Raw genomic sequence first — 20888 nt, forward strand, 5'->3', positions numbered from 1 at the left:
GGGCCGCCCCGCGCCCCACGCGCCCGGCCCGGTGACGCCGCCCGGCCCCGGCCCGGTGACCCGCCCGCGCCGCACGGACCGAGGCGCTTACGGGATCCGAGGGGGCGGGGACGTACACTCCGCCAGATGAGCAGCAGTGTGACGCGCGAGGCCGCCTGGAGCGACGAGCCTCCGCGGGCCGCCGACAGGCCGGCCGAGCCCAGGACACCCTCCGTGACGCCCCCCGACACCGCGGCCGCGCCCCCGCGGCGACGCGGCGCCCCGCTGGTCCGGTGCGTCCTCGCCGCGCTCTCCGGCGTGCTGCTCTACCTCAGCTTCCCGCCCCGCCCCCTGTGGTGGCTGGCCCCCTTCTCCCTCGCGCTGCTCGCCGGCTGCCTGTACGGGCGCCGGCCGCGGGCGGGCTTCGGGCTCGCCACCCTCGCCGGGCTCGGCTACCTGCTGCCGCTGCTCGTGTGGACCGGCGAGGAGGTCGGCCCGGTGCCGTGGCTGGCGCTGGCCTGTCTCGAAGCCCTCTTCATCGGCCTCACCGGCCTCGGCATCGCCCTCGTCAGCCGCCTCCCGGCCTGGCCCGTGTTCGCCGCCGCCGTCTGGGTCGCGGGCGAGGCCCTGCGCGCCCGGGCGCCGTTCGGCGGCTTCCCATGGGGCAAGCTCGCCTTCGGGCAGGCAGACGGCGTCTTCACCCCGCTCGCCGCCCTCGGGGGGACCCCGCTGCTGTCCTTCGGCGTGGCTCTGTGCGGATTCGGCCTGTACGAGGCGGTCCGCATCGCCCGCCGACACCCCTCCCGCACCACGGCGGCCCTGACCGCGCTCACCGTCGCCGCCCCGGTCGCCGCCGCCCTCGCCGCCCGCCCGCTGGTGTCCGACGCCGCCGAGGACGGCACCGTCGTGGCAGCCGTCATCCAGGGCAACGTTCCCCGGCTCGGGCTCGACTTCAACTCCCAGCGCCGGGCCGTCCTCGACAACCACGTCAAACGCACCATCCGGCTCGCCGAGGACGTCAAGGCCGGCAGGGCCCCCAAGCCCGACTTCGTCGTCTGGCCCGAGAACTCCTCCGACCTCGACCCGTACGCCGAGGCCGACGCCCGCGCGGTCATCGACGAGGCGGTCCGGGCCATCGGCGTGCCCGTCGCGATCGGCGCGGTCGTGGCCCCCGAGACCGGTCCCCTGCGCAACACGATGATCCTCTGGGATCCGGTTGCCGGACCCACCACGACGTATGACAAGCGTAAGATCCAGCCCTTCGGCGAGCGGATCCCGATGCGCTCCTTCGTCCGGCTGTTCAGTTCCGACGTGGACCGGGTCCGCCGCGACTTCGGCCCCGGCAAGGACCCCGGCGTCTTCGACATGGCCGGCACCGGTGTCGGCATGGTGACCTGCTTCGAGGCCGCGTTCGACGACGCCGTCCGCTCGACCGTCCAGGACGGCGCCCAGGTGATCGCCGTACCGAGCAACAACGCGACCTTCGGCCGCTCCCAGATGACCTACCAGCAGCTCGCCATGGACCGCGTCCGCGCCGTGGAGCACAGCCGCACCGTCCTCGTCCCCGTCACCAGCGGCGTCAGCGCCGTCATCCGGCCCGACGGCCGGATCGTCGCGCAGACGCGGCTGTTCACGGCGGACGCGCTCGTCGCCGAGATCCCGCTGCGGTCCGGCCGTACACCGGCCACCGTCCTCGGGCCGCTCCCCGAGTACGCCCTGCTGCTGCTCGCCGCGGGCGGCCTCGGCGCACTCGCCGTCCGCCGGGTCCGCGCCCGTCGCGGCGCCTGATCCGGGGCCGGCCCCCCGCCTCGTAGGGTCGGGGGATGACCACACCTGATTTCATCCGCCGGATCCGTGAGTCCGCCGGGCACCAGCTGCTCCTGCTGCCCGGGGTCACGGCCATCGTCCTCGACGACCGCGGCCGGGTGCTGCTCGGGCGGCGCTCCGACACCGGGCGGTGGTCGGTGGTCGGCGGTATCGCCGAGCCGGGCGAGCAGCCCGCCGAGACCGCCGTGCGCGAGGTGTACGAGGAGACGGCCGTGCACTGCGTGCCCGAGCGCGTCGTCCTCGTCCAGATGCTCGAACCGGTCACCTACCCCAACGGCGACGTCTGCCAGTTCCAGGACATCACCTTCCGCTGCCGCGCCACCGGCGGCGAGGCGCGGGCCAACGACCACGAATCCCTCGAAGTGGCCTGGTTCGACGTGGACGCGCTGCCGCCGCTGGAGCCCTTCGCCCTGGACCGGATCCACCGGGCCCTGCGGGACGAACCCACCTGGTTCGAGGTCCCGGCCACGGTCGCGGACGTGCCGTAGAGGGCGTCCTGCGGCGCGTCGATCAGGGTCGGCGGCCGGCCGGACCGGAACTCCTCCCCGCAGCCCGGGCGGGCCGCCGGCCCTCAGCCGTCCGCCGCCTCCCGGTACAGCCCCACCGCCCGCTCGCCCATCACGGCGCTGTACGAGACCTCCGGTACGGTGCCGCCGCCCTCGAAGCCGCCCAGCACCCCGGCCAGCGCCCCGTCCACCAGCCAGGGACTGCCACTGGTGCCGCCGCTGAGATCCGGGCACCCGATCCGGCGCTGTGTCGGCGAGAGCAGGTCGGTGCCGTTGGCGCAGCGCAGCGGGGCGTCCATCGTGCGCGGGTAGCCGATGACCGTCACCCTGGCCCCGGCCTGCTGTGCGGCCGCGACCGGGAAGCCGCCCACCAGGTCCTCGACGCGGGCCTGCCCGCCGTCCGCCGGGGCCACCGTCGCGAAGGCGATGTCGGCGTCCGGGTCCTGACCGGCGGTCCACTCCGGCGCCACATGCACACCGGTCAGCCTCCACAGCCCGTACGGAGCCCTGCCGTCCCGGTAGCCCGGAGCGAAGACGGTGGTGTCGGTGTTCTCCAGGCAGTGCGCCGCCGTGGCGATCACGTCGCGGTCCTCGCTGCGGACCACCGAGGCGGTGCAGAAGTGGCCGCCGTCCAGGCCGCCGGCGAAGAGCGCGCCGACCCGGTCGGCCTCGGCGCCGGGCCGCGCCCAGGTCGTGACGCCGAGCGGCGGGCCGGACGCGGCGTCGGGGAGGTCGAGGCCGATCAGGGCGGACATCGCGGTGAGCGCGAGCAGGATCCGTGACGCCCGCCGCGCACGGGAGCGCCGGGCCGTTCGGGGGAGCGTGGCGTGGATCATGCTGTCCACCCTGCCCCCCGAACCTGTGACCGGAGGGCGGTCTTCCGTATGAATCCGCTGTGTATCCCGTGAACGCCGCGTGAAGGCCGGGCCATGACCGGACGAGATGGTTTCGAACGGCACAGCCCGGGACGAGACGGCCCCGCCGGCGTACTCCGGAACCGGTCAGTCGCGGCGCTCGTACACCGTCACCCGGCGCCCCCGCAGCTGCCGGTCCTCCACCGCCGTGAACCGCTCCCGCAACACCGCCGTCTTCACCTTGTCCCGCTCCGCCGACGGGGCCTTCGCCACCTTCGCCGCGTCCGTCACCAGCAGCACCCGCCGCTGCCCCAGCAGTGCCTCCCGGATCAGCACCGGAGGCACCTCCTCGCCCTTGAGGGTGGCCGAGGCCACCGGGGTGGCGGCCAGCGCCAGGTCCGTCAGGCCCGAGAAGGCGCCGGGCGAGACCAGCGCCGTGTCCCGGCGCGCGGCCGGTACGAACAGCACGCCGTCCCCGTCCCGTTTCAGCCGCGCGACCTCGCCGGCCACCGCCAGCACGTCGTCGACCCGGCTGGCCGGGGCCCGCTTGCCCAGCTCCACCGGCAGCAGGGCCAGCACCGAGACAGTGGCCACCCCCGGCACCAGCAGGGCCGACAGGCTCGGGAACCGGGGCGCGCAGGCCCGTACGCCGGCCCCCAGCGCCGCCCCGATCAGCAGCGCCAGGCCGACCATGCTGAACAGCACGTACCGGTCCAGGAAGAGCGGCTGGACCAGCGACAGCCCGACCAGCCCCAGCTGAGGCACCGCCAGCAGCGGCAGCCCCACCGCCGCCGCCGAGAGCCGCGACCGGTCCGGCCGGTCCGCCCACGCCCCCAGCGCGCCCACCGCCAGCATGATCCCCGGGCCGATCATCATGTGCCAGGTCAGCGGCGGTATCCACGACACCTGGTCGGACTGGCCCCGGCTGAACAGGATCAACGGCAGGGCCCCCGCCACCGCCCCACCGCCGTACGCCGTCCAGCGCAGCCACACGCCGCGGCCCGCCCGCACCCATGCCAGGGTCACCGCGTGCGCGGGCAGCACCAGCAGCGACAGCCAGTTCAGCAGGGCGCACACCAGCACGGCCGCCCCGTACGCCGCCCAGCGCGGCCACGTCCGCCGCCCGGGCCGGTCCGCCAGGAGCGACACCAGCAGCAGGGTCGACAGCCCGGCCCCGGCCGCGACCAGCGCGTACGGCCGGCCTTCCTGGAGGTAGAACTGCACGGCCGGGAGCAGTCCGAGCGCCAGGGCGCCCCCGAGCCCTGCCCAGGCGCCGGCCAGCCGCCGCCCGATCACCGCCACGCACACCGATGCGCACGCGACCGCCAGGACGGACGGCAGCCGCAGGGTCGTCGTACTCGCCCCGAACACCTCGAAGAGGCCGTGCATCAGGAGGTAGTAGAGGCCGTGGACGGCATCCACGTTCCCGAGCATCCGCCAGATCTCACCCGCCGGCCGGCAGGCCACCTGCCAGGTCGCCGCCTCGTCGCGCCACACGCTGTCCTGCCGCGAGAGGCCCCACGAGCCGAGCGCGAGGGTCCAGAGGAAGGGGACGAGGCAGAGGAGGAGCCCGCGCCGGGCCGCCGGTATGTGGCAACGCATGAAGGTGCTGGGATCCTCGCTCTGGCGTTCGGGCGGAAGCTACCAGTCTATGGACGCCACGGAGGGTTTCCCGACCGCCTGTTGTGCACCGCGGCGCGAGAACGACCGGCCCGGCGGCCCCTAGCCTCGCCGCAAGGAGCACGAACGAGGGGCGGTACCCGGTGAACTGGCTCATCCACGACTACCGCGAGAGCGATCTCGCAGCGGTGGTCCACCTGATCGACACCACGGCCGAGCTGGGCCAGGAGTCCGTCTTCTCACTCGCCGAGTGCATCAGCGCGCTGACCGGCCGCCAGCCCTGCGTGGTCGCCGTCCACCAGGGCGTCCCGATCGGCGCGGCCCTCGCCTGCGTCACCGGCGAGCGCGCCTGGGTGATGCGCATCGCCATCGCCGCCGGCTGGCGCGGCCGCGGCCTCGCCAGCGCCCTCCTCGTCGAGCTGGAGCGACGGCTCATCGCCGCCCGCGTCGGGCGCATCGCCTACGTCCTGCCGGAGGAGGACCTGCTCGGAGAGGGCCTGCTCAACGCCGGCTACACCAGGCAGCCCGCCGTCGCCTACTTCGAGAAGACCGAGCCGCTGCACGGGCCGGCCGCCGGCCTCCTCGACGACCTCGGCGGCCGCTTCCTGCCGAACGACCTGTGGTCCAAGGTCGCCGGCATGGAGAAGGAGAAGGACCTCATCGAGCGGCGCGTGGTCCTGCCGCTCGCCGAACCCGAACGCGCCGCCTCGCACGGAGTGCGGCCGCCGCGCGCCATCACCCTCTTCGGCCCGCCCGGCACCGGGAAGACCACCTTCGCCCGGGCCATCGCCTCCCGGCTGGGCTGGCCCTTCGTGGAACTGCTGCCCTCGCGTCTCGCCGACGAGGGCAACCTGGCCGCGGCGCTGCGCGACGCCTTCGCCCGCATCGCGGAACTGGAGCGGGTCCTCGTCTTCATCGACGAGGTGGAGGAGATCGCCCCCGTGCGCACCGAGCCCGCCCAGCCCGGCGGCATCCACGGGGTGACGAACGAACTGCTCAAGCTGATACCGGGCTTCCGGGAGGGCGACGAACGGCTGCTCGTCTGCGCCACCAACTCCATCCGCTCCCTCGACCCGGCCTTCCTGCGTCCCGGGCGCTTCGACTACCTCATCCCGATCGGCACACCGGACGCGGGCGCCCGCGCCGCGATCTGGGCCCGCTACACAGCGGGGCGCGCGGACGTCGACGTGAGCGCTCTGGTCGGGGCGACCGAACTGTTCACGCCCGCCGACATCGAGCACGCGGCGCGGATAGCGGCGCAGGTGTCCTTCGAACGGGACCTGGAGGCGGTGGGCGCACGCGGCGCCGCGGCGGCGCAGCTCGGCGCGACCACGCAGGACTACCTGGAGGCCGTCCGGCAGTGCCGGCCGACGGTGACGCCCGCGATGACGGGCGAGTTCGAGGCGGACATCACCGCGCACGCGCGGTTTTGAACTCCGTCCCCCGGTTGCGGCGGGGGACGGCAGACGGTGCGGCGGGCCCGCAGCCACTCCCCGCAGCGGCGGCGGGCCCGCGCGCACGGTTCGCGCACCACGCGCCTGCGCGCCGTCCGCCGCGAGCACGGCCCCGGACGGCCGGGCCGTTACGGTCGTGCCGCGGGCTTCGCCCTCCTCACGACCCCTCCGTGGCCGGGCGGATGCCCGCTACGGGGTACAGCGGTACGTGAACTCCGTCGCGGCGGTGCGCTGTACGGGCGACAGCAGCTGCAGCTCCGCCTTCGCCGCGTAGCTGCCCGTGCCCTTGAAGGTCCACAGCAGATGCAGCCGGGCCTCGCGCTGCCCGCGCGGCACCCGCTCGGTCAGCTCCTCGGACGTCGTGCCGTCGCTGCGCACCCACCGGTAGGTCAGCGTCCCCGGCCGCCCGTCGGTGCCGACGACCGCCACCACGTCGGCCGTCGCGTCGCACGCCGGGCCGGCGGGATCGGTGGTCACGGCCACCTCGCGGACCTCGATCCCCGGCCCGAACCGCTGCCACCCCAGGTAGGCGAGGACCGCCGCCAGTACGACCGCGGCGAGGGTGTACCGGCGCAGGCCCGCACCCTTGCGCCGGGGCGGCGCGACGACGGGGACGACCACCGGGAAGGGCGCGGGCAGGGCGGCCGTCACGCCCGGCCCGAACCGCATGACCGACCCCTCGACGCGGTCGGGGACGGCCTCCTGCGGCTGCGGACCGCTGAACCAATGGCTGCCGAGGACGGTCGCGCTGTACTCTTCGTCGCTCATCGGATCATGCACCTCGTCAGCCAGACCTGGTCGGTCGGGGAACCGTTGCCGGCGGCGGGCCTCGTGGTGACCCGCACGCCCCAGTAGCAGCCCTGCCCGGAGAAGGCGTGCCGTCGGACGACCGCACCGCTGCCCGGCTGGTAAGTCAGCGTCTCCGCCCGGCCGTCCGCGGCACCCAGCACACCGGATTGGTTGCTGCTGAACCATTCGACGGTGACGCTCACCGGGGCCGTGCCCTTCGCGTCGATCGAGATGGCGGCCTCACCCGTCGTGAAGTCGACCTGCCGGAGATCCACCCCGACCGCCCCGACCGCCACCGTCGGTCGCGGGGAAGGCGGCCGGCTGGTCGTCGGCGCGGCCGTCGTCGCGGTGGCGGTCCCGGTCGGCGTCGCCGAGGTTCCCGGGCTCGCGGACGGCGACACCGAGGCCGACGGGGACGGCGACGCCGACGAGGACGGCGACGAGGACACCGAGGCGGACGCAGATGCCGACGCCGATGCCGACGGTGAGGCCGACGCGCCGGCCACCGGAGAGGGGAAGCCGCCGCCCGGCGCCGCGCTGGTCGTCGCGAAAGCGCTCAGCGCCGATGTTCCGTCCCGCTGGTCACCCGCCGCCTGCGCCGAGAAAAGGATCATCGCCCCGAGGACGAGCGCCACACCCGCGGCCACCGCCCCGCGCCGGTCGGGCAGCCAACTGCCAGGCGTCGGCGCCAGGATGGTCGTGGCCACAGCCGTGGTCCCGGACGCCGGCGCACCCGCCGAGGGGAACAGCAGCGGCAGCAGCGCGGCCAGCGCCGCCAGCTTGCGCTGCCCGCGCTCCTCCCACTCCGGCCCGTACGCGGCCAGCGCCACGTCCTCCAGCTCGGCCACGAACGCCTCGGCGTTCTCCGGCCGCTGCTCCGGCGCCTTGGCGAGGCCCCGCCGGATCAGCGGACGCACGGGCTCGGGCGCCTCCGTCTCCGGCACCGGCGCCTCGATGTGCTGCACCGCGAGCTCGGCGAAGTTCTCCCCGTCGTACGGCTTGCGGCCCGTGAGGCACTCGAAGAAGGTCGCCGTCGCCGCGTACACGTCGGCAGCGGGCGACGCGGGCCGGCCCTGCCACTGTTCGGGCGCCATGTAGGCCGGGGTGCCCGCGACGCCGGGCGTGGTGCCGCGGCGGGCGGCGATCCCGAAGTCCACCAGGCGCGAGGAGCCGTCCGCCGCCACCAGCACGTTCGCCGGCTTGTAGTCGCGGTGGACGACACCCGCGCGATGCGCGTGGGCGAGACCCAGCAGCGAGCCCTTCAACACCACGAGCGCGGCCTCGGGGTCGGTCCGACCGGCCTCCTTGAGCAGGGCGTGCAGCGAGATCCCGTCGACCAGCTCCATGACGATGGCAGCGCCGCCGGGCGCCTCGACGTACTCGTAGAGCCGCACCACATAGGGGGACTCCAGCCCGCCGAGGAGACGCGCCTCGGCGCGGAACTCCCCGATGAAGGCCGGATCCTCGCGCAGCCGGTCGCTGAGGTACTTCACGGCGACCGCCGTGCCCGTCGCCTCGTGCACGGCGAGCACCACGCGCCCACTGGCCCCCGAGCCGAGCTCGCGCACCTGCGCGTAGCCGGGCACCGCCCACGCGTTCTTCATCGTCTTCCCCCGTCCATGGCGTCACCGTGCCCCTGGCTGTGCGGCCCGCTCCGCCGGTCGGCGGGCCACCCTCAGGGACACGGTTTCCGCCACGGCCGGTTCCCGGCCGTTCGGGCCGTGTCAGGCGGCGGCGAGCTGCGCGCAGATCATCGCATGAAGCCGGTCCGCCGCCGAACGCCCGAAGGCCGGGTCGTTGATGTGGGTCTCGTAGTCGTGGAGCCGCACGACGCTGTCCCGCAAGCCCTCCCGCAGCGCCGAGAACAGCGCCCGGTCTGCGCGGGGGTCGTGGTACGGGCCCCCCGGTGCGCCGAGCGTGGACAGTCCGCGCAGCGGTACGCAGACCGCGGCCGGCCCGGTGGCCGCACGCAGTTTGGCGGCCACCCGGCGGCCCAGCTCCGCGCACTCGGCCTCGCTGGTGCGGATCACCGTGATCGAGGGGTTGTGGACGTGGACGCCCCGGTCCAGGACCCGCTGGGGCAGGGACTCCAGCGGGCCGAACTTCACCATGTCCAGCGCGCCCAGGCTCACCACCTGCGGCACGCCGGCCCGCCCGGCCGCGGTCAGCCGGTCCGGTCCCGCCGTGAGGATCCCGCCGCACAGGTCGTCGGCGAGCTCGCTGAGGGTCAGGTCGAGGACCCCGGCGAAGACGCCCTGGCCGGCCAGGGTCTCCAGGGTGCGCCCGCCGGTACCGCTGACGTGGAAGACCAGCACCTCGTAGCCGAGTTCCGTCAGCCGTTCACGTGCCGCGTCCACACCGGACGTCGTCACGCCCGCCATGCTCGCCGCGACCAGCGGGCGGGTGCCCGCTCCCAGCCGGGGCGGGCGGTCCGCCGAGGCGCGGGCGAAGGAGCCGGCCATCCCGGCGGCGGCCGCGGCCGCGTTCGCCAGGATCGGTGCGGAGACGCTGTTGATCCCCGCGACGTCCACGACGCTGTACATCATCGTGATGTCCGACGAGCCCACGTACGGGGAGACGTCCCCGGAGGCCATGGACGAGACCATCAGCTTCGGAACGCCCAGCGGCAGGGCGCGCATCGCCCGGGTGGCGATGGAGGTGCCGCCGCTGCCGCCGATCGCGAGGACTGCGTGCAGCCGGCCCTCGGCGTGCAGGCGCAGCAGGGTCGCCTCGGCGCCCCGGGCCATCGAGGCGACGGCCGCGCCCCGGTCGGCGGCCGATCGCAGCAGGGCCAGATCACTTCCTGCGGCCCGGGCCACCGCGGCGCGCGACACGTCCGCGGCCACCCGGGGTTCCCCCATGATTCCTGTGTCGACCAGTACCACTTCGACGCCGGCGCGCAGCAGCCTCTCGCGCAGCCAGCCGTACTCCACACCCTTGGTGTCCAGGGTTCCCACCAGCACGACGTTGGTCATGGGTGCAATGTCCAGGCAGCCGGGGAGGTTGGCAAGTACGCCCTCCGGTCAGGCCCCCAGGAGGGCCACCAGGCCTTCGACGAAGGGGAGTTGCGAGGGGATCAGCATGTCCCGGGCCAGCTCCGGGGAGCACCAGGCCACCCGGTCGAGCTCGGGGAACTCCTGCACGGTCCCCGAGTGCGGAGGCCACTCCAGCGTGAAGGTCCCCGGGACCATGAGCGCCGGGTCGAGGTCCGCCTCCACCGCCCACACGGTCACCACCTTCCCGCTGCTCAGCCGTACCTCGCCCAACGGCAGGTACTCGCCCTCCGGCGGCGGCAGCCCGATCTCCTCGGTGAACTCCCGCCGGGCCGCATCGCGGGGGGTCTCCTCCGGCCCGTACTCGCCCTTGGGAATGGCCCAGTCCCCGGACGTCCGCCCCGACCACAGCGGGCCGCCCATGTGCCCGAGCAGGACCTCGATCCCGGCCCCCGCCGTCCGCCGGAAGAGGAGCAGTCCGGCGCTGCGCTTGTACGTCATGGGCCCATACATGCCCCGTACCGGCCGGCGGCCAACGGCCGCCCGTCAGTGATCGTGCGGGCCCTCGCGGTGGACCGGCCCGTGCGCGTCCGCGCAGTGCGGGTCGTAGGAGGCGTCGCCGCGCCGGCCGACCGAGAGGAGCGAGTCCGGTGCGTGGTCCACCTGGAGGGTGGTGTGCGTGATCCCGTACTCCTTCTCCAGCAGCCCCTCCAGTTCACGGCGCACGGCGTGGCAGTCGCCCGCCGGCTCCACCAGCACGTGCGCGGAGAGCGCGGCCTGCCCCGAGGTGATGGTCCAGATGTGCAGGTCGTGCACCTCGGTCACCGGCGGGTGCCCGACGAGCCGGTCGCCGACCGCGTCCGGGTCGACGTGCGCCGGGGCGGCCTCCAGGAAGATCCGACCGGAGTCGCGGACCAGCCCGTAGCCCGCCTTCACCATGAGGACCACGACCACGAGCGTGGCGATCGCGTCGGCCTGCCGGAACCCGGTCGTCATGACGACCAGACCGGCGACGGCCGTCCCGATGAAGGCGAACAGGTCGTTCAGGACGTGCTGGTAGGCACCCTCGACCGCCAGCGAGGACCGGTTGGCCCGCGAGATGCACCAGGCCGCCGCCACGTTGACCACGATGCCCGCCAGCGCCGTCACCAGGACCAGTCCGCCCTCCACCGGCGGCGGGTCCATCAGCCGGCGCACCGCCTCGTACGCCAGCCAGGCCGCCAGCAGGAGCAGCGTCAGGCCGTTGGCCTGCGCGGAGAGTATCTCCGCCCGCTTGAGGCCGTACGTGAAACCGCCGCGGGCGGGGCGGGCCGCCAGCCGCATCGCGATCAGCGCCAGGACGATCGAGACGGCGTCCGTGAGCATGTGGGCGGCGTCGGAGATCAGGGCCAGCGAGTGGGCCAGGACACCGATGACCACCTCGACGGCCATGAACGTACCGATGAGGGCCAGTGCGATCGCCAGCCAGCGCCGGTCGGCGTCGGCGGCCACCCCGTGGCGGTGGCCCCCGGGCCCGTGGCCGTGGTCGTGGCCCTGGCCGTCGTGCCCGTGGTCGTGCCCGTGGTCGTGCCCGCTCATGGCAATCCCCCGTCTCGTAGCGGCAAACCGCCGCACCCGCGGCAACCGTTTGTTCGGTTCCGTCGCGTGAAGTGAAGCGCACCCCGGCGAGATGGGCAAAGGCTGCAACGGGGACCGTTGTCATTCCACATAAGAGGGCCCTGACCTGCGGTTTCGTCGCGCCGCTGCCGAGCCGGTGCGATCGTGGGAAGATCTGCTCATGGTCCAGCGTCCCGGCGCGGCGACCGCGCCCGAGCTCGTCCTGGAAACCGACACGGGCTCCACCCCGATGAGCCCGGGCCGGACGTACCACGTCGGCAGGGACCCGCTCTGCGAGATCTGCTTCGAGGACGCCCGCGTCTCCTGGCACCACGCGGTCCTGCGCCCCGACGGCGACCACTGGACGGTCGAGGACGAGGACAGCACCAACGGCACCTGGGCCGACGGCCACCGTGTCCACGAGTGGAGCGTCGGCGTCGGCAGCGAACTGCGCTTCGGAGACGCCCGGACCGGCCCCCGAGCCGTCCTCCACGCGCCCCGGCCGGCGCCGCCGGGGGCCGGCGCCGCCCCGGCCCGGGTCTCCAACCCGTCGATGACCACGACGTTCCGCCGGCCCAGCGCCGTGCTGCCGCTGACCGCCCGCACCGCCGTGCGCATCGGCCGGGCCAGCGACAACGACCTCGTCGTCGACGAGCTCGACGTCTCGCGCCGGCACGCCGAACTGCGGGCCCTCGCCGACGGCACGTACGAGATCGCCGACCTCGGCAGCCACAACGGCACCTACCTCAACGGCGCCCGCGTCCACGGCGCCGTCCCCCTCGCCGAGGGGGACATCGTCGGCATCGGCCACCTCGCCTTCTGCCTCGTCGGCGACCGGCTCCAGGAGTACCAGGACACGGGCGAGGTCACCCTCGACGTCCAGGGCCTGACCGTCACCGTCGACCGGGGCCGCAAGACCCTCCTCGACGACGTGTCCTTCCCCGTCGGCGCGAAGAGCCTGCTCGCCGTCGTCGGACCCAGCGGCGCCGGGAAGTCCACCCTGCTCGGCGCCCTCACCGGCCTGCGCCCCGCCGACCGCGGCACGGTCCTCTACGACGGCCGCGACCTCTACCGCGACTACGCCGAGCTGCGCAGCCGCATCGGCCTCGTACCGCAGGACGACATCCTGCACTCCCAGCTCACCGTCCGCCGCGCCCTCGGCCACGCCGCCGAACTGCGCTTCCCCCAGGACACCGCGAAAGCCGAACGCCGGGCCAGGGTGGACGAGGTCATCGGCGAACTCGGCCTCGGGCAGCGCGCCGACCAGCCCATCCACAGCCTCTCGGGCGGCCAGCGCAAACGGGTCTCCGTCGCCCTGGAGCTGCTCACGAAGCCCTCGCTGCTCTTCCTGGACGAGCCCACCTCCGGCCTCGACCCGGGCATGGACCGCTCGGTGATGCACATGCTGCGCAACCTCGCCGACGACGGCCGCACCGTCATCGTCGTCACCCACAGCGTCCTCAGCCTCGACGTCTGCGACCGGCTCCTCGTGCTCGCCCCCGGCGGCCGCATCGCCTACTACGGACCGCCCGCGCAGACCCTCGCGCACTTCGGCGCCACCCAGTGGCCGGAGGCCTTCGAGGCCTTCGAGAACCAACCGGACCGCGACTGGGCCGGGGAGTACGCCGCCTCGTCCGCCCACCGCACGTACGTACTGGGCGCCGCCCGCCAGCCGTGGCACGGCGAGCGTCCCGCGGCGGCGGCCCGGGCGGCGCACCCCGTCCCTCCGCCGCCCAAGGCGCAGAGCTGGGGCTCGCAGCTGTCCACCCTCGTCCGGCGCTACGCGGCCGTACTCGCCGCGGACCGCACTTTCCTCGCCGTCATGATCGCGCTGCCCTTCGTCATGGGCGTCATGGCCCGCGCCCTGGCCGGCAGCAGACTCACCCAGGAGACGGCGGTCAACGCCCTGCTCATCCTCTCCGTCGGCGCCGTCCTCACCGGAGCCGCGAACGCCGTGCGCGAGCTGGTCAAGGAACGCGTCATCCACCGGCGGGAGCGAGCCGTGGGACTGTCCCGGTCCGCCTACCTGATGTCGAAGGTCGTGGTGCTCGGCACCGTCACCGTCGCCCAGGCCGTGGTGCTGACCCTGGTGGCCCTCTACGGCGTGGACCTGAACGCCCCGGGCGGCCGGGGCGTCATCACCGACCCCCTCGTCGAGATCACGCTCGCGGTGTCGCTGCTGGCGTTCACCGCCATGATGCTGGGCCTGGTGATCTCCGCACTGGTCCGCAAGGAGGAGGTCACCATGCCGCTGCTGGTCCTCCTCGCCATCGTGCAGGTCGTCTTCTGCGGCGCGCTGCTCCGGCTGGACGGCGTCCCCGTGATCGAGCAGCTGGCCTGGCTGGTCCCCTCGCGCTGGGCCCTCGGCGCCATGGCGGGCACCATCGACCTGGGGGCGATCGTCCCCGGCGCCCTCGCCGACGACCCCCTCTTCGCCCACACCCCCGCCGTCTGGCTGCTGAACCTGGGCATGCTGGTGGTCCTGTCCGTCCTCTTCGGGCTGCTGGTCGCGAGGCTGCTGCGCCGGCACGAGCCCGTGATCATGCGGAAGTAGGGCCTCATGAGCAGCTCGATGGATCCCGCGATCACCGTGGCGGACTTCCGGCCCACGCATGTGGTGCCACCGCCGGGGCTGTCCGCCTGGGAAGCCCCCGACGTCTCCCGGCCCACCGCCGCCCTGGACGCCTTCCTGCCCGTCCAGCTGCTGTCCCGGCGTGGGGAGTGGGGGGAGATCCTGTGCGCCAACGGCTGGAGCGCCTGGGTCGACGGCCGGCTGCTCGTCGCCGTCCCGCAGCCGCCCCCGACCACCGGGGAGCGGCCCTCGGTGCGCGCCGAGGACCCCAGGCCGCTCCTCGCGCGCGGCGCCGACGCACTGGACCGCTACCGGCACGCCGTGGACGAGCTCGCCTCCGGCCGGGCCGACACCGACGCCTTCCGGCGGTCCCTGCGCGGCGTGCGCGCCGGCGTGGTCGTCGACGGGGAGTCGGTCTGGCTCTACGACGAGACCTCGGGACGGTGGATGTACGGCGACGGGACCCGCCTGGCGACGTACGCGGTGACCGAGGGGCCGGGCACCGCCCACGGTCCCCCCTCGACACCGGCGGAACCCGACCGCGGCGCGGGCCCGGACGCGCCGTCGGCCGGCCGCGGGACCACCGGACCCGGCCGGGAGGCCGGACGCGAACGGGGGGTCGGCCCCACCCGGATCGTGGACACGCACGACCCCGGCACCGGCTGAGCGGCGCAGGGGTCGGCCGAGGGGCAGGCAGCGGGGCCGGTCGCGGCGCGCGAGAGCCGGTCAGCCGCGGCCCGCCGCAGGCGCGTCGACCCGCCCGCGGCGGTGCAGCGGGCGGGCCAGGACGCCGCCGAGGAAGCCCGCCACGGCCCCCCAGAGCAGGCCGAGGCCCACCGTCCGCCACAGCACGGGGTCCAGGAGGACCTCCCCGCCGAGACCGTCCACCTCGCCGATGCCCAGCAGGGACAGGCCGTACTGGGCCTGCACCCGGCACAGCAGGCAGACCACCAGCGCGGCCAGCGCGAGGGCCGCCCCGAGGTGCAGCGCATGCTGCCAGGGCCGGACGTGCGCGGGGGACCGCAGGGCCGCCAGCACACCCGTGCCCAGCAGCAGGACGGCGGCCACCGCGACGAGCCACCAGGCCCGCGGGTCGCGCGCCGCGAACGACGCCACGTCGACCGGGGCTCCGTCCGCGTCGCGCAGCACTTCGTCGAGCAGCTGCGGCATCGGCAGTCCGAAGGCCCCTTCGACACGCGACTCCCATGCGCCGCCGAAACCGAGGGTGAATGCGATCCAGACGAGGTTCGGCAGCCCGAGCAGGACCACGGCGAGGGTCCGGCCGGCATCCCCCTGCGTCACGGCCACGACCAGCCCGACGACGACACCGATCACGACGTACGCGAGGAGCAGCAGGGTCGTGGCGAAGGCGGCCGGACGGACCGCCGTGTGGAAGCGGACCAGGCCGGCCGGGAGGGGGGCGCGCCGCGACACCAGCAGGGCGATCAGCAACAGGCCCACGATCCACAGCAGTCCGAACAACAGGGTGGCGGGTACGTCGGCGCGGACGCCCACAGCCGGTGCGGAGTCCAGCAGTTCACCGATCACCGCGACCGTCGGGTCGGCGACGGAGAGGCCGAACTCCTGCCGGGCCAGGAGCGCCGCCCCGGCCAGGGCGAGCAGCCACAGCCCGACCAACGGTGCCGCCCGGCCGAGGAGTTCGCCCGGCCGGGCGACGGCCCGGTTGTGCAGCGGGCGCAGGAAGCAGAAGCCGGAGGCGAGGGCGCCCGCCAGACTCACCGAGAGCGGGAGCACCGCCAGGCTCGCGTCCGCGCCCGCCAGCAGGCCCGCGTCCCCGGACACCTCCACCGACCCGCCGGCCGCCATCACGACGGCCGCGGCGAGCACGTGCGGGAACGCCCCGTCCGGCAGGTCGCCCGCACCCGCGCACGCGAGGCCGGCCGCCGCGACCGCCGTCATCGCCGCGAAGCCCGCCACGACGGCGACGAGGGCGTCGCGCCAAGCCGTGGTGGTGCCCCCGGTGGGTACGGGTCCCGGCGTCCGGCTCACCCTGCAACCGTGGCACTCCCGGCTTGCGGCCACCACCCGGACGGCGCACACAATGGTCCGATGGGAACTCCCTCCTCCTGGGAAGAAGAGCCCGTGAGCACACATTCCTCGGGTTGGCAGCCGTCGTCGGAGCGGCCCACGGGGCCGCCCTCCGGTCCGCTGTCCGGCGGGCGCCAGGGACCGCCGCCACCGCCGCCCGCCGGGCCGCCCAGTGGGCCGCCCGGCGGACCGCCCGGCGAACCCCGTGGTCCCGGCGGTCCTGGTCAGGGCAAGGGTCCCTGGTGGCGTTCCGTCCCGCGCCTCGCCACCGTGCTCGTCGCCGTGGTGGCGGCCGTGGCCCTGGCGCTGGTGCTGACCCGGCCCAGTGGCCCGCCCGGTACCGCCGGGGGCGAGGTGTTCCTCCAGCCGGCCGCAGCGGCGGGCCCGGACCCCTTCACCGAGTCCACCGTGGTGAAGGAGGACGCCCCGCCGCCGGAGAGCACTGCCCCGCAGAACCCGGCGCCGTCCCCCAGCCCGACCGGCGCCGCCCCGACCAGGCAGGGCACCACCACCCAGGGCACCCGCAGCGTCAGCGGCGCCGCCCCGGGCGTGTACGGGGGCACCCAGAACGTGGCCAGCTGCGACGTCGAGAAGCAGATCAAGGTGCTGGCCGCCGAGCCCGCCAAGAACGCCGCCTTCGCCGCGACGCTCGACATCCAGCCGGCCACCGTCCCCGCGTACCTGCGCTCGCTCACCCCCGTGCAGCTGCGGCTGGACACCCGGGTCACCAACCACGGCTACCAGAACGGCAGGGTCAACGGCTACCAGGCCGTCCTGCAGGCCGGAACGGCCGTGCTCGTGGACGACCGCGGGGTGCCCCGGGTGCGCTGCGCCTGCGGGAACCCGCTCGGCCCGCCCGTCCCGCTCAAGGCCGCGCCGAAGCGCTACGGGCAGACGTGGCCCTCGTACCAGCCGGCGAAGGTGGTCGTCATCGCACCCGCCGCGCAGCCCGTGAAGAAGATCGTGATCTACGACCACCAGAACCGGCACTGGCTGGAGCGCGACAAGGGCCACCACCAGGAACGCAGGCCGGACCGGCCGATCCCGCCGCCGGTGGTCCCGACACCGCCCACGACGCCGAGCCCGTGGATCACGCCGACACACACCGCGCCCAAGCCGCCCGGGCCGCCGACGAAGTCGCCCTCGCACACGGGGTCGAAGGCGCCGTCCACGTCGCCCTCGAAGTCGCCTCCGCCCACGGGGAAGCCGTCCGGCTCGCCCTCGCCGTCGAAGTCCCCGTCGGAGTCCCCCTCGAAGTCGCCGTCGAAGTCGCCGTCGAAGTCGCCGTCGGAGTCCCCCTCGAAGTCCCCGTCGAAGTCGCCGTCGAGGTCGCCGTCCCCGTCGGCGCCGCCGAGCGGGACCCCGTCGCTCCCGCCGACGCCCTCGGCCTCGCCCTCCGGTCCGCCGACGCCTTCGGCGTCACCGTCCCCGTCACCGCTGCGATCGGAGTCCCCGTCGGAACCTCCGTCGCCGTCGGCGTCCCCCTCGGGGCCCCCGGCGGCATCGCCCTCGCCCCCGCCGTCACCGACGCCCTCTGAGGCGCGTTCACCGCGGCCGACCGACCGTACGCCCCCATCGCCGACGCGGACGGCGCCGCCGACCGACCGGACACCCTCCATGCCGACCCGATCCGCCGCTCCCGGGACGACGGCCGTGCCGCAGCCCGAGGAACCGCCGCCGGCGGAGCAGCCCCGGGAGGACGGCGGCCGGAACGGCGGCAACGGCGGGAACCAGTAGGCGCGCGCGGTACCGGTCAGCCCCGGGCCCGGCGGGCGCGCCGTTCGCCCGCCGCGCCGACGGCCACGCCGAGCGCGACCATGACGACGTAGCCGAGGATCTCGTGGCCCTCGGGCACGAGGAAGCGTACGAAGCCCATGAAGTGGATCCAGCCGAACCACTCGTGCAACAGGCCGCTGCCGCCGCCGAGGAGGAGGACGAAGCAGAGCAGCCCCGTCGCGGATGCCGACGGCGACTTCGCAGGTGTGGAGGTCATGGAGGGACCGTAGGCGCGCCGCCCGCGACGGCGGATCGGTCCAAAGTCTCCCGCCGCTGCTACCTAAGTATGCGATGCCGCCGCGGACGTCCGGCCGCGTGCGTCGCCGCGTAGATTCCCCGGACATGCCACGTATCCACCGCACCGGCCGGGACTGGGCCGTAGACATCGCACTGGTCCTCTTCGCGGCCTGCTTCGCCGCCGTCAGCTCGCAGTCCATCCCGGTACCGGAGGACCTCGGCCAGGGGTGGCGCACCCTCGACCAGGTGGCCGGCGGGCTCGGGTGCGCGGCGCTCCTCGTGCGACGGCGCCGGCCGGTGGGGCTGGCCGTGGCCCTGATCCTGGCCGGCAGCCAGGCCCACTACCTGACCGGACCGGCGGTGGTGGCGGTCTTCACGGTGGCCGCGACCAGGCCGTGGCGGGCCACGGCCTGGGTGGCGGCGCTGGTCTTCGCCCCGCTGCCGGTCTTCCTGTGGCAGCTGCCGGACATGCCCGAGGACCGGGCCGGTTCGGCCCTGACCTACTTCGCGCTCATCGCCGGGGCCATCGGCTGGGGCCTGTTTCGGCGCTCGCGCGAGCAGCTGATCGCCTCGCTGCGGGCCCGCGCCGAACTCGCCGAGGCGGAGGCGGAGTCACGGGCCGAACGGGCCCGTATGGAGGCGCGCGAGGAGATCGCCCGCGAGATGCACGACGTCCTCGGCCACCGGCTGACGCTGCTGAGCGTGCACGCGGGCGCCCTGGAGTTCAACCCCGGCGCCCCGCGGGCGGAGATCGCACGGGCCGCGGGGGTCATGCGCGAGAGCGCCCACCTGGCCCTGCGCGAACTGCGCGAGGTGATCGGCGTCCTGCGCTCGGGCTCCGGACCCTGGCAGGGCGAGCGTCCGCAGCCGGAACTCGCCGACCTGGACCGGCTGGTCGCGCAGGCACGGGAGGCGGGCGGGACGATCGAGCTGACCGGGCCGCCCGCCGGAGCCGCGCCGCCGGCACTGGTGGGACGTACGGCGTACCGGATCGTGCAGGAGGCCCTGACCAACGTACACAGGCACGCGCCCGGCGCGGCCGTCGACGTGACGGTCTCCGGGAACCCGCGGGACGGGCTGACGGTCGACGTCCGCAGCGCCCGGCCGCCCGTCCCGGCCGCCACCCCCGCGGTCGTCGGCAGCACGGGTCCGGGCGCGGGCGGCGGGCAGGGGCTGATCGGGCTGGCGGAACGCGCCCGGCTGGCCGGCGGGGAACTCACCGCCCGCCCCGCAGACGGCGGTTTCCGGGTGCACGCCTGGCTACCCTGGCAGGGCTGACCGACGGACGAGGGGGAGAGGGCCGGGGTGATCAAGGTACTGCTGGTCGACGACGACGCGATCGTCCGGGGCGGGCTGCGCCTGATGCTGGGCGGCGCCCCGGACATCGCAGTCGTCGCCGAGGCGGCGGACGGCTCCGAAGTGCCGGGGCTGGTCGCCGCGCACGGCCCCGACCTGGTGCTGATGGACATCCGCATGCCCGGCGTCGACGGGCTGTCCGCCACCGAGGCGCTCCGGGCGCGGCCTGGAGCCCCGGACGTCCTCGTCCTGACCACCTTCCACACCGACGAGCACGTCCTGTGGGCGTTGCGCGCCGGCGCGGCCGGATTCCTCCTCAAGGACACGCCGCCGCAGGAGATCGTGGCGGCGATCCGCACCGTGGCCGCCGGTGACCCCGTGCTCTCCCCGGCCGTCACCCGCCGGCTCATCGACCGGGTGGCGGCCGGCACGGGCCGGGGTTCCCGCGCGGCCGGCGCCCGTGCCCGGCTGGCGCAGCTGGGCGACCGCGAGCGGGAGGTGGCGGCGGCGGTCGGACGGGGCCTGTCCAATGCGGAGATCGCCCGGGACCTCCATCTGGCCCTGCCCACGGTGAAGGCCCACGTGTCACGGATCCTGACCCGTCTCGACCTCAACAACCGGGTGCAGATAGCCCTGTTGGTGCACGACGCCGACACCCTTGGCTGACCTGACCTCCTGAATGGTTGGCCGGTGCACGGGAATTGCGGCACAGGGCGGATGCATGCGGACGCTGCCCGAGATGCCGATCGGCTGGGCGGTGACTAATATCATCCGTAGGCGACTGTGGCGCCTGCGGGATCACACCCACGACCCGCAGTGACAGGCCGGAGCGCGAGGCGTGCGACATTCGCACCTGCCCCGGGGTCCGCGGCCCGGTGAGGCCGCGTTGACGGGGGATGCGCCCATTCATGACAGCTGTACGGCCACAGGTGCAGCCATGAAAACCCTTGTGCGTAGGGAGGAAAGAGCAAATTTTCGTGCCGTAGCAACGAGAAGGGTTCTCAACCATGCAAGCAACGAGAGTGAAGCGCCTCTTCGCGGTGTCCGCCATCGGCGTCCTGATGGTCGGCGGCGCCCTGGGAGCCGCGGGTACCGCCTCGGCGGCGACCCCCACCCAGTCGGTCACGTACGTGAGCGGCGGCGGCTGGGACCACGACAAGGGCGACAAGGGCGGCCACCACAACGGCTGGTACGACGATGACGACGACTACCGCGGCGGCAAGGGCCACGGCCACGGTCACGGCCATGGCCACGGCCGCGGCTGCTGACACCACCGCCTGCTGTGCGGCCCGCGCGACGGGCCGCACAGTGCCGTGTCCGGCCACCGCGCCCCGCCGCCG

17 protein-coding genes and 1 pseudogene are annotated in these 20888 nt (G+C 74.7%); 9 read left to right on the plus strand and 9 right to left on the minus strand.

Annotated elements, in window-relative coordinates; genetic code table 11:
- The first annotated feature begins 126 nt into the window (after window positions 1–126).
- Together lnt and IF89_RS0100645 are read left to right on the plus strand one after the other, a co-directional pair.
- Window positions 127–1767, plus strand: a complete 1641-nt coding sequence (lnt, locus tag IF89_RS0100640; protein WP_078628015.1) for an apolipoprotein N-acyltransferase — start codon at window positions 127–129, stop codon at window positions 1765–1767.
- 35 nt (window positions 1768–1802) lie between these two features.
- Complete coding sequence (locus tag IF89_RS0100645) at window positions 1803–2294, plus strand: NUDIX hydrolase (RefSeq protein WP_030759374.1); 492 nt, start codon at window positions 1803–1805, stop codon at window positions 2292–2294.
- A gap of 83 nt (window positions 2295–2377) precedes the next feature.
- Here the strand turns inward: IF89_RS0100645 and IF89_RS0100650 are convergent, their stop codons facing one another.
- Both IF89_RS0100650 and IF89_RS0100655 read right to left on the minus strand, forming a co-directional pair.
- Window positions 2378–3148 carry a trypsin-like serine peptidase gene (locus tag IF89_RS0100650; RefSeq protein WP_030759377.1) on the minus strand — a complete coding sequence of 257 codons (771 nt, stop codon included), beginning with the start codon at window positions 3146–3148 and terminating at the stop codon, window positions 2378–2380.
- Between the two features lie 165 nt (window positions 3149–3313).
- The gene (locus IF89_RS0100655) at window positions 3314–4768 is read right to left on the minus strand and encodes a glycosyltransferase family 39 protein (protein WP_030759380.1); all 1455 of its coding nucleotides are present in this window, start codon (window positions 4766–4768) and stop codon (window positions 3314–3316) included.
- A 161-nt stretch (window positions 4769–4929) separates the two neighbouring features.
- Here IF89_RS0100655 and IF89_RS0100660 point away from each other — a divergent pair, with 161 nt between their 5' ends.
- The gene (locus IF89_RS0100660) at window positions 4930–6219 is read left to right on the plus strand and encodes an ATP-binding protein (protein ID WP_030759383.1); all 1290 of its coding nucleotides are present in this window, start codon (window positions 4930–4932) and stop codon (window positions 6217–6219) included.
- Window positions 6220–6429: 210 nt separating this feature from the next.
- Here IF89_RS0100660 and IF89_RS0100665 read toward each other — a convergent pair whose 3' ends face one another.
- From IF89_RS0100665 to IF89_RS0100685, 5 genes are all read right to left on the minus strand, one after another.
- Window positions 6430–7008, minus strand: coding sequence for a hypothetical protein (locus tag IF89_RS0100665; protein ID WP_030759386.1), 579 nt, complete (start codon window positions 7006–7008; stop codon window positions 6430–6432).
- The gene (locus IF89_RS0100670) at window positions 7005–8633 is read right to left on the minus strand and encodes a serine/threonine-protein kinase (RefSeq protein WP_030759389.1); all 1629 of its coding nucleotides are present in this window, start codon (window positions 8631–8633) and stop codon (window positions 7005–7007) included. The genes IF89_RS0100665 and IF89_RS0100670 overlap by 4 nt, the downstream gene beginning before the upstream one ends.
- A 120-nt stretch (window positions 8634–8753) precedes the next feature.
- The gene (locus tag IF89_RS0100675; RefSeq protein ID WP_030759394.1) at window positions 8754–10004 is read right to left on the minus strand and encodes a Tm-1-like ATP-binding domain-containing protein; all 1251 of its coding nucleotides are present in this window, start codon (window positions 10002–10004) and stop codon (window positions 8754–8756) included.
- 48 nt (window positions 10005–10052) lie between these two features.
- Entirely contained in the window at window positions 10053–10523 is a 471-nt protein-coding gene (locus IF89_RS0100680; protein ID WP_030759397.1) for an NUDIX domain-containing protein, read from the minus strand.
- A 45-nt stretch (window positions 10524–10568) separates the two neighbouring features.
- Window positions 10569–11600: a cation diffusion facilitator family transporter gene (locus tag IF89_RS0100685; protein WP_030759399.1), complete on the minus strand. Its 1032-nt coding sequence runs from the start codon at window positions 11598–11600 to the stop codon at window positions 10569–10571.
- A gap of 199 nt (window positions 11601–11799) precedes the next feature.
- On the opposite strand from IF89_RS0100685, the gene IF89_RS0100690 reads away from it, so the two are divergent.
- Entirely contained in the window at window positions 11800–14172 is a 2373-nt protein-coding gene (locus IF89_RS0100690) for an FHA domain-containing protein (RefSeq protein ID WP_030759402.1), read from the plus strand.
- A gap of 6 nt (window positions 14173–14178) precedes the next feature.
- Complete coding sequence (locus tag IF89_RS37490) at window positions 14179–14856, plus strand: hypothetical protein (protein ID WP_158717772.1); 678 nt, start codon at window positions 14179–14181, stop codon at window positions 14854–14856.
- Window positions 14857–14916: 60 nt separating this feature from the next.
- Here the strand turns inward: IF89_RS37490 and IF89_RS0100700 are convergent, their stop codons facing one another.
- Window positions 14917–16200, minus strand: a complete 1284-nt coding sequence (locus tag IF89_RS0100700) for a streptophobe family protein (RefSeq protein ID WP_043192490.1) — start codon at window positions 16198–16200, stop codon at window positions 14917–14919.
- Between the two features lie 60 nt (window positions 16201–16260).
- Here IF89_RS0100700 and IF89_RS49275 point away from each other — a divergent pair.
- A pseudogene (locus IF89_RS49275) lies at window positions 16261–17619 on the plus strand (DUF6777 domain-containing protein); the annotation flags it as partial.
- Window positions 17620–17992: 373 nt separating this feature from the next.
- Here IF89_RS49275 and IF89_RS0100720 read toward each other — a convergent pair.
- Window positions 17993–18232 carry a hypothetical protein gene (locus tag IF89_RS0100720; protein ID WP_030759415.1) on the minus strand — a complete coding sequence of 80 codons (240 nt, stop codon included), beginning with the start codon at window positions 18230–18232 and terminating at the stop codon, window positions 17993–17995.
- Between the two features lie 125 nt (window positions 18233–18357).
- Here IF89_RS0100720 and IF89_RS0100725 point away from each other — a divergent pair, with 125 nt between their 5' ends.
- The 3 genes from IF89_RS0100725 to IF89_RS0100735 all read left to right on the plus strand — a co-directional run bounded on the left by IF89_RS0100725 (window position 18358) and on the right by IF89_RS0100735 (window position 20816).
- On the plus strand, window positions 18358–19530 hold the full coding sequence (locus tag IF89_RS0100725; RefSeq protein ID WP_030759418.1) for a sensor histidine kinase: 1173 nt from the start codon (window positions 18358–18360) through the stop codon (window positions 19528–19530).
- Between the two features lie 27 nt (window positions 19531–19557).
- Window positions 19558–20214: a response regulator gene (locus tag IF89_RS0100730; RefSeq protein WP_030759421.1), complete on the plus strand. Its 657-nt coding sequence runs from the start codon at window positions 19558–19560 to the stop codon at window positions 20212–20214.
- A 341-nt stretch (window positions 20215–20555) separates the two neighbouring features.
- The gene (locus tag IF89_RS0100735) at window positions 20556–20816 is read left to right on the plus strand and encodes a hypothetical protein (RefSeq protein ID WP_063831225.1); all 261 of its coding nucleotides are present in this window, start codon (window positions 20556–20558) and stop codon (window positions 20814–20816) included.
- The last annotated feature ends 72 nt before the right edge of the window (window positions 20817–20888 follow it).

The sequence above is a fragment of the Streptomyces sp. NRRL F-2664 genome, from assembly GCF_000719345.1.
Lineage (GTDB): Bacteria > Actinomycetota > Actinomycetes > Streptomycetales > Streptomycetaceae > Streptomyces.